Annotated in this window: 6 protein-coding genes, 1 tRNA gene and 1 pseudogene; 7 read left to right on the top strand and 1 reads right to left on the bottom strand. The window is 73.2% G+C overall.

Translation table 11 applies throughout. From position 1 onward, the window contains the following. The 5 genes and pseudogenes from E1193_RS28245 to E1193_RS28225 all read left to right on the top strand — a co-directional run. Positions 1-326 (top strand): annotated as a pseudogene (locus E1193_RS28245) (hypothetical protein); the annotation flags it as partial. After that, positions 323-1,330 carry a MoxR family ATPase gene (locus tag E1193_RS28240; protein WP_132186217.1) on the top strand — a complete coding sequence of 336 codons (1,008 nt, stop codon included), beginning with the start codon at positions 323-325 and terminating at the stop codon, positions 1,328-1,330. The pseudogene E1193_RS28245 and the gene E1193_RS28240, both read left to right, overlap by 4 nt. Positions 1,331-1,334: 4 nt before the next feature. After that, positions 1,335-2,702, top strand: a complete 1,368-nt coding sequence (locus E1193_RS28235) for a DUF58 domain-containing protein (RefSeq protein WP_132186216.1) — start codon at positions 1,335-1,337, stop codon at positions 2,700-2,702. A 46-nt stretch (positions 2,703-2,748) separates the two neighbouring features. Beyond that, a complete protein-coding gene (locus E1193_RS28230) occupies positions 2,749-3,309 on the top strand; it encodes a hypothetical protein (protein WP_132186215.1) in 561 nt (186 codons plus the stop codon). A 101-nt stretch (positions 3,310-3,410) separates the two neighbouring features. Then, positions 3,411-4,760, top strand: a complete 1,350-nt coding sequence (locus E1193_RS28225; RefSeq protein WP_132186214.1) for an NAD(P)/FAD-dependent oxidoreductase — start codon at positions 3,411-3,413, stop codon at positions 4,758-4,760. A gap of 53 nt (positions 4,761-4,813) precedes the next feature. Here the strand turns inward: E1193_RS28225 and E1193_RS28220 are convergent, their stop codons facing one another. Continuing rightward, on the bottom strand, positions 4,814-6,682 hold the full coding sequence (locus E1193_RS28220; protein ID WP_207922900.1) for a hypothetical protein: 1,869 nt from the start codon (positions 6,680-6,682) through the stop codon (positions 4,814-4,816). Positions 6,683-6,784: 102 nt separating this feature from the next. Here E1193_RS28220 and E1193_RS28215 point away from each other — a divergent pair. After that, positions 6,785-6,865: transfer RNA gene (locus E1193_RS28215), tRNA-Leu, on the top strand. Between the two features lie 109 nt (positions 6,866-6,974). Further along, positions 6,975-7,790 (top strand): Bax inhibitor-1/YccA family protein, encoded by an 816-nt coding sequence (locus tag E1193_RS28210; RefSeq protein WP_132186212.1) that lies wholly within the window; start codon positions 6,975-6,977, stop codon positions 7,788-7,790. Positions 7,791-7,874 lie beyond the last annotated feature (84 nt).

Genomic DNA, 7,874 nt, shown 5'->3' with positions numbered 1-7,874 from the left:
GTGCCCGAGCCTCCGCCGGGGAGGAGCCGGGGACGTGGAACTGGGCCGCCCAGGACGCCCTGCGCGCCGCCATCAACGGCTGGGAACGACCGCTGGACTGGGCCTCCGGCAACCGGGAACGGTTCACCGAGCGGATCCTGCCCCGCCTCGGCGAGCTGGCCGACGAACGGCTGCGCCAGCGGCACGGCCTCACCCGCGACTCCGATCCTGCCCGCGCCCGTACCCTGCTCGGGGAACCGTTGTGGGCGTTCCTGGCCACGCCATCCCGCCGCCCGCCGTCGCCGCGCGACCTCGCGGCGATCGTCGCCGAACTGGAGAAGATATGAACGCCGTGGACCGCAGCATTCCCGCCAGCGAGGTGGGCCACCTGGCCCAGGCGGTGCTGGACGCGGTCGGTCAGGTCGTGGTCGGCAAGCGGGAGTCGCTGGAGTTGGTCCTCGCCGGCATCCTGGCCGGTGGGCACGTGCTGCTGGAGGACCTGCCCGGCCTCGGCAAGACCCTGACCGCGCGCTCCTTCGCCCAGGCGCTCGGGCTGGACTTCCGCCGCCTCCAGTTCACCCCCGACCTGCTGCCCGCGGACGTCACCGGCTCCTTCCTGTACGACCAGCGCAGCGGCGACTTCTCCTTCCGGGCCGGGCCGGTCTTCACGAATCTGCTGCTCGCCGACGAGATCAACCGGACGCCGCCGAAGACCCAGTCGGCGCTGCTGGAGGCGATGCAGGAGAAGCAGGTCTCCGTGGAGGGCGTCACCTACCGGCTGGACGAGCCGTTCCACGTGCTGGCCACCGCCAACCCGATCGAGTACGAGGGCACGTACCCGCTGCCGGAGGCGCAGCTGGACCGTTTCCTGCTGCGGGTGTCGTTCGGCTACCCGAAGCGCGCGGAGGAGTGGGACGTACTGCGCCGGCGGATGGCCCGCCGCCGCGAGGAGGCCGAGATCCCGCCGGTGGTCGACGCCGGCACGCTGCGGGCCATGCAGGCCGCGCTGGAGGACGTGGTGGTGGAGGACTCGGTCGGCCGGTACATCGTCGACCTGACCGCGGCCACCCGCGAACACCCGTCGGTGCTGGTGGGGGCGTCCCCGCGCGGCTCGCTCGCGCTGCTGCTGCTCGCCCGGGTCCGGGCGGTCTTCGCCGGTCGGGACTACGTGGTGCCGGAGGACGTCAAGGACGTGGCGGCGCCCGCCCTGGCGCACCGCATCACGTTGCGTCCGGAGATGTGGCTGCGCCGGGTCGACCCGTCCTTCGTGGTCGGTGAGGTGCTGGAGCAGACGCCCGCCCCGGCCAGCGGCGCGCTGCCCAGCCACGCGGCCGGCCGGCTCGGGCGCTGACGCCGTGCCCACCGAGGACGGGCCCGAGCCGGCGGCGGGTTGGGCGCCCACCTGGGCGCTGGGCCGGGCGGTGCTGCTCACCGGGCTGCTGCTGATCGCCGCCGTGCTACTCGGCCGGGTCGATCTGGTCGTGCTGGCCGCGCCCTTCGCGCTCGGCACCGCGTACGCGTTGCGCCGCCGGCCCACCGCCGCCCCACACCTGGAGATCGTCGCCGAGGACGCGCACCTGGTCGAAGGCGGGCCGCTGACCGGCCGGGTCAGCGTCGGTAACCCGGACACCGTGCCGTACCACCTGGCCGTGGTGCGTACCCGGATCTCGCCGTGGCTGCGGATCGACCGCGCCGGCTTCGGCGGCGCCGGGGTGGACGTCAGCGGTGCCGGCCTCAACCGGCCCTTCGTCACCGCCATCCCCACCGGCACCGCCGTTGACCTGGAGTTGACCGGCACGGCGCTGCGCTGGGGCCGGCACCCGGTGGGTCCGGCCGGCGTCCGGGTCGCCGCCGCCGACGGGCTGCTGGTCTCCCGCGCGGTCGTCACCGAGTCGGTGAAGCTGCGGGTGTACCCGATGACGGAGCCGTTCGAGGCGGTCGAGGCGATGCCCCGGGCCGCCGGGCTGGTCGGCGCGCACCACTCGCGCCGCCCGGGGGAGGGAGGCGAGCTGGCCGGCGTACGGGTCTTCGGGCCGGGTGACCGGTTGCGGCGGATCGACTGGCGGGTGTCGCTGCGGGCCCGGCAGCTGCACGTGGCGGCCACGCTCTCCGACCGGGACGCCGAGGTGGTGGTCCTGCTCGACGTGCTGGCGGAGGCGGGCCGGTCGGGCGGGGTGCGGGGTGCGGCGTCCGTGCTGGACACCACGGTCCGGGCCGCCGCCGCGATCGCCGAGCACTACCTGCACCGGGGTGACCGGGTGGCGCTGCTGGAGTACGGGCCGGCGGCCCGCCGGCTCCGGCCGGCCACCGGCCGGCGGCAGTACCTGACCGTACTGGAGTGGCTGCTCGACACCCGCGCGGAGTCCTCCCCGCACGAGCCGTACGACCAGGTGTTCGGGCCGCAGCTGCTCTCCGCCGACGCGTTGGTGGTGGTGCTCACGCCGCTGCTCGACGAGCGGTCGGCGCAGATGCTGGCCCGGCTGGCCCGGGGCGGGCGGTTCGTGGTGGCGGTGGACACCCTCCCGGCCGACCTGCCGCCGCCGGGCGAGAAGGGCTGGGCGCCGGTGGCGTACCGGCTGTGGCGGTTGGACCGGGACACGATGATCAGTCAGCTGCGTGAGCACGGCGTGCCGGTGGTGCCATGGGCCGGCGCGGGCAGCCTGGACCAGGTGCTCCGCGACGTGGCCCGGCTGGCCACCGCTCCGCGGGTGGGTGCCCGGTGATGGCGGGTGCGGCGCGGGCCGGTCGCCGCGGGCGGCGGGCGGATCCGTGAACGCGGTGGTGGAGCGGGTGAAGGCGCTTCTTGGGCCGGTGCGCCGGGTGTCCCCGACGACACTGCTGGTGCGTTTCGGCATCTTCGTGGTGGTGCTGGCGGGCCTGCTGCTGGCGTACCCGGTGCAGGTGTTCCAGCCACGGACGCTGCTGGCCCTGGCGGTGGTGGCGGCGCTGCCGGCGGCGGGGCCGCGCCGCGTCTGGCCGACCTTCGCCGCCCTGGTCACGGTGGGCGGCTGGGTGATCGCGTCCGCCGGGTACGACCGTCCGATCGCGCTCTGGCGGCTGCTCGCCGTGGCCGCGACGCTCTACCTCGGGCACACCCTCTGCGCGTTCGCCGCGGTGCTGCCCTACGACGCGCTCGTCGACCCGGACGTGGTGGTGCGCTGGTTGACCCGGGCCGCGGTGGTGATGCTCGCCACGTGGGTCGTGGGCGTCGTGCTGGCCTGGTTGGGCGGGATCGGCGACGGTGCCGGTTTCCAGACCGCGACAGTGGCGGGACTGCTGGTGGCGGTGGGGTGCAGCGGGCTGTTGGGCTGGTTGCTGCATCGCAGATAGCGGGATGACGGGCACGAGGTGCAGGTCACAGGGGTTGTGCTCCGTCACAAGAGAGGGTCTCGGACGGGATTAGCCGAGCCGCCCGGGGAAAGATGGTTGACGTGAACCCGAAGCGGATCCTTGTCGTGGGTGCCGGGCACGTCGGCCTGTACGCCGCTCTGCGCCTGTCCAAGAAGCTGAGCTCCCGTGAGGCCGAGGTCGTCGTCGTCGACCCGCAGCCGCACATGACGTACCAGCCGTTCCTCCCGGAGGCGTCGGCGGGCAACATCTCGCCCCGCCACGCCGTGGTGCCGCTGCGTCGTGAGTTGCGCAAGTGCAAGGTCGTGGTGGGCGCGGTGACGCGGATCGACCACGCCCGCCGCACTGCGGTGGTGCAGCCGATCAGTGGCCCGACCCGGGAGATCCCGTACGACCACGTGGTGGTGGCCCCCGGTTCGGTCTCCCGGACGCTGCCGATCCCCGGCCTGCACGAGCACGGGATCGGGTTCAAGACCATCGGTGAGGCGATCTACCTGCGCAACCACGTGCTGGACCGGCTCGACGTGGCGGCTGCGACGGTCGACCCGGAGGTCCGGCGCAACGCGCTGACCTTCGTCTTCGTCGGCGGTGGCTACGCCGGGATCGAGGCGCTCGCCGAGATGGAGGACATGGCCCGCGACGCCCTGCGCTACTACCCGGAGCTCAAGCCGGAGGACATGCGCTGGGTGCTGGTCGAGGCGACGCAGCGGGTGCTGCCCGAGGTCGACCGGGACATGGGCGCCTACACGGTGCAGCAGTTGCTGAAGCGCAACATGGACATCCGCCTGGACACCCGGCTGGAGTCCTGCGTCGACGGGGTGGTGAAGCTCTCCGACGGTGACAGTTTCACGGCGGACACCATCGTGTGGACCGCCGGCGTGAAGCCGTCGCCGATGCTGGACGCCACCGACTTCCCGCGCGACGACCGTCGTCGGGTCACCTGCCTGCCGACCCTCCAGGTCGTGGACGGCGACCGGGTGGTCGAGGGCGCGTGGAGCGCGGGCGACTGCGCCGCGGTGCCGGACCTCACGAAGGAGCCCGGCAACTACTGCTCGCCGAGCGCGCAGCACGCCGTGCGCCAGGCAGCGCGGCTGGCCGACAACATCGTCAACGTGATCCGTGGGCGTGAGCCGGTCAACTACAAGCACAAGCACGCCGGCAGCGTGGCCAGCCTCGGCCTGCACAAGGGCGTCGCCCAGGTGTACGGCGTCAAGATGACCGGCTGGCCGGCCTGGTTCATGCACCGGACGTACCACATGAGCCGGATCCCGTCGTTCAACCGCAAGGTTCGGGTCGTGGTCGACTGGTCGCTGGCGTTCTTCCTCAAGCGTGAGGTCGTCGCCCTCGGCCAGCTGCACGATCCGCGCGAGGAGTTCGCCGAGGCATCCGCGCCGCCGCCGAAGCAGCCGGTGGGCGTGGGTAAGCGGAGCTGACGCACGCGCGTACGACGAGGGCCTTCCCGGCGCGGGGAGGCCCTCGTCGTCTGCTAGACCCGCCAGATCCAGGCGTCGGCGATCCGGGTGCCCGGCCCGTAGAGCTGCACCAGGGTGCGGCGCAGGCTCTCCGCGTGTGGGGCGTCGTCGGTCACCGCCACGCAGGAGGCGCCCCAGTGATCGGCGTCCGCGCGGGCCTGCTGTCGCCGTCGTTCGTCGACCACCGGCTTCCCGCCATGCTGCGCCACGTCGGCCAGCAGCTCCGAGGTGGGCCGTTTGAAGGTGCCCATCGCGGCGGAGCCGCCCGCCCCGTACGGGCCGATGAAGAAGCCCTCCGGGATCGCGAACCGCGCGTCGGCCGCCGTGGCCCAGCGCATCGGCCAGGGGTCCTTCGGGGTGGCCGCCGGCACCGGCACCAACACCCCGCCGGGGCGTACGCACTCGCGCCAGTGGCCGCCGCTGATGAACTCGGGCAGCGCCGGCCGGTCGGTGGCCGGCAGGGGAGCGGGGAAGACCGTGAGCAGGGCCGCGCCGATCGCCGCCGGGACCAGCCGCCGGGCCCGCCCGGGAGAGCGCAGCGCCCGGTCCACGGCGAGCGCCAGCAGCGTGCCGGCCAGCGGGAGCACGGCCAGCGCGAACCGCGTCGGCAGCGCGCCGTCGACCACCGGCAGCCCGGCGAGCAGCGCGTACGGCCCGGGCAGCGCGCTGCGCTCGCCGTCGAGGACCAACCGCGGACCCAGTGACAGCGCGCCCATGACCAGGGCCGCGACGACGCACGCGGCCACCAGTGGACGGCGTGGCGGGCGATCCTGCCCGTCCCCGACGGACCGGCCGCGACGCGACAGCCAGAGCGCGCAGCCGGCGGTGACCAGCAGCAGCGGCAGACCCAGGAAGGTGTTGTACTCGGCCGGGCCGGTGGTGAGCCGGGCCGAGGAGTCGTCGCCGAGCACCGACAGCGGGGACAGAGTCCACCAGCTGCGCAGGTCGGCCGAGAAGTAGTGCGGGCTGAACATCCCGTCCGCCACGCCCTGTGGGCCGGCGAACTGGAACCACAGCGGCCAGCCCAGGACGACCAGGGCCAGCCCGGCGGCGAGCAGCAGGCCGCCGACGAACCCGGGTAGCGCGCGGCGCAGCAGGTCCCGGTCGGCGAGGCCGTAGGCGACGGTCATCACCAGCAGGGTGACCGCCGCGAGGAAGAGCACCTCCTCGCCGACGAAGATCTGCACGGTCACCGCGACGGCCAGCCCCACCGCCGAACTGACCAATCGCCGTCGGTCGAGTGACCCCGGCCCCGAATCGGCGGCGCGCGACAGCCGGACCACCAACCAGACGATCACCGGTACCAGCCACTGCGCGGTCATGTGCAGGTGGCTGTTGGACTGCGACACCATGCCAGGCCCGAAGCCGCACAGCCCGGCGCCCAGCGCGGCGGCGAGCCCCCGGACCCGCAGCGTACGGGTGAACAGCAGGTACCAGGCGACGGCGGTGCCGGCCAGGTTCACTCCGACCAACAGGGCGAAGGTGACCGGTGCCCCGAACAGGAGGGTGACCGGGGCGAGCAGAACCCCGAGCGCGATGACCGTGGTGTTGGTCATCAGGTTCACCCCGTCCGGGGCGTTCAGCTTGTCGGTGAGCAGGCCGAAGTCTCCGTGCAGGGCCCGCGCGTCGACGGCCAGGAACCACTCGTAGAGCGTCTGGTCCGCCGGGTTGAGGGCCAGCACCCGGCCGGACGGGTCGGGCCACAGCTCGTGGCTGACCCAGCCGGCGAGCAGGAGGAAGATCAGCCCGACCGTCAGGTCGGCGCGGTGCCGGAGAAGGAGGGACCTCCACCGGGCGAGGCGGGAGCCGGCCGCGGCCGACCCGGTGCGGTCGACCGCCCGGTCGCGGTCGGCGTCGGGCGCCGTACGGGCTGCGCTGGTCACGAACTCGACCCTAGCCGTTGAGCGGCAGGGGGTACGTCCCGTGGCCCGGCAACGGATACCGTGACACGTGCACTGCCGCGTGCCGACGCGCCGGTGCCGCCTGCCCGGGTGGTGGAACGGCAGACACGGCCGCCTTAAAAGCGGCTGCCGCAAGGCGTGCGGGTTCGACCCCCGCCCCGGGCACCGCAGACTCTCAGCTATCCCACAGCTTGCCGTGCGGCGCGCCTTGACCGTGACCCGTACCCTGTAAGGGCACGTCAGCGTGCGACGACCCCCTGAGGGAGGCCTGAAAGTGAAGACCTCGAACCCGGTGCTCGCCCGGCTCGGCCAAGCGGCCGAGCGGGAGCGTTCCGCCGGGTACGCCCAGCCCGGGCCGTACGGACAGCCCGGCATTCCCCAGCAGTACCCCGGCCAGCCCGGCTCCCCGGTCGCCCCGGTGGCGGCTGGCACGATGTCGATCGACGACGTGGTGGTCAAGACCGTCGCGCTCCTGGGCATTCTCGGCGTCTCCGCCGCGGCCGCCTGGGTGTTGGTGCCGGACGCCCTGCTCGGTCCGGCCTGGATCGGCGCGGCCATCGTCGGTCTGGTCCTCGGCCTGATCATCTCGTTCTCCCGGATGGCCAACCCGGCGCTGGTCATCGCGTACGCGGTGGTCGAGGGCGCCTTCGTCGGCCTGGTCAGCAAGGCCTTCGAGTCGCTCTACGACGGCATCGTGCTCCAGGCCGTGGTGTCCACCTTCGGCGTCTTCTTCCTGATGGCCGTGCTCTACAAGGCGCGGGTCATCCGGGCGACGCCGAAGTTCGTCAAGGGCATGATCGCCGTGATGGCCGGCCTGTTCGCCGTCATGCTGATCAACTTTGTGCTGGCGCTCTTCGGCATCAACACCGGCCTGCGCGACGGCAGCAAGCTGGCGATCGGCTTCAGCCTGGTCGTCGTCGTGGTCGCCGCGCTCAGCTTCGTGCTGAGCTTCAACGAGGTCGAGCAGGGCGTCCGGATGGGGTTGCCCCAGCGATACTCGTGGGTCGCCGCCTTCGGCATCCTGGTCAGCCTGATCTGGCTCTACCTGGAGCTGCTGCGGCTGATCAGCTACTTCCAGGGCGACGACTGACGCGCCGCCACCCCTGGCGCCCGCCACCGCGTTTCGCGGCGGCGGGCGCCGTCGTCTGTGCACAGGCGATCCTCCGGTCGGGAC

The organism is Micromonospora sp. KC606 (assembly GCF_004348675.1).
Classification (GTDB): domain Bacteria; phylum Actinomycetota; class Actinomycetes; order Mycobacteriales; family Micromonosporaceae; genus Micromonospora.
This window is presented reverse-complemented; position numbering and strand designations above follow the sequence as displayed.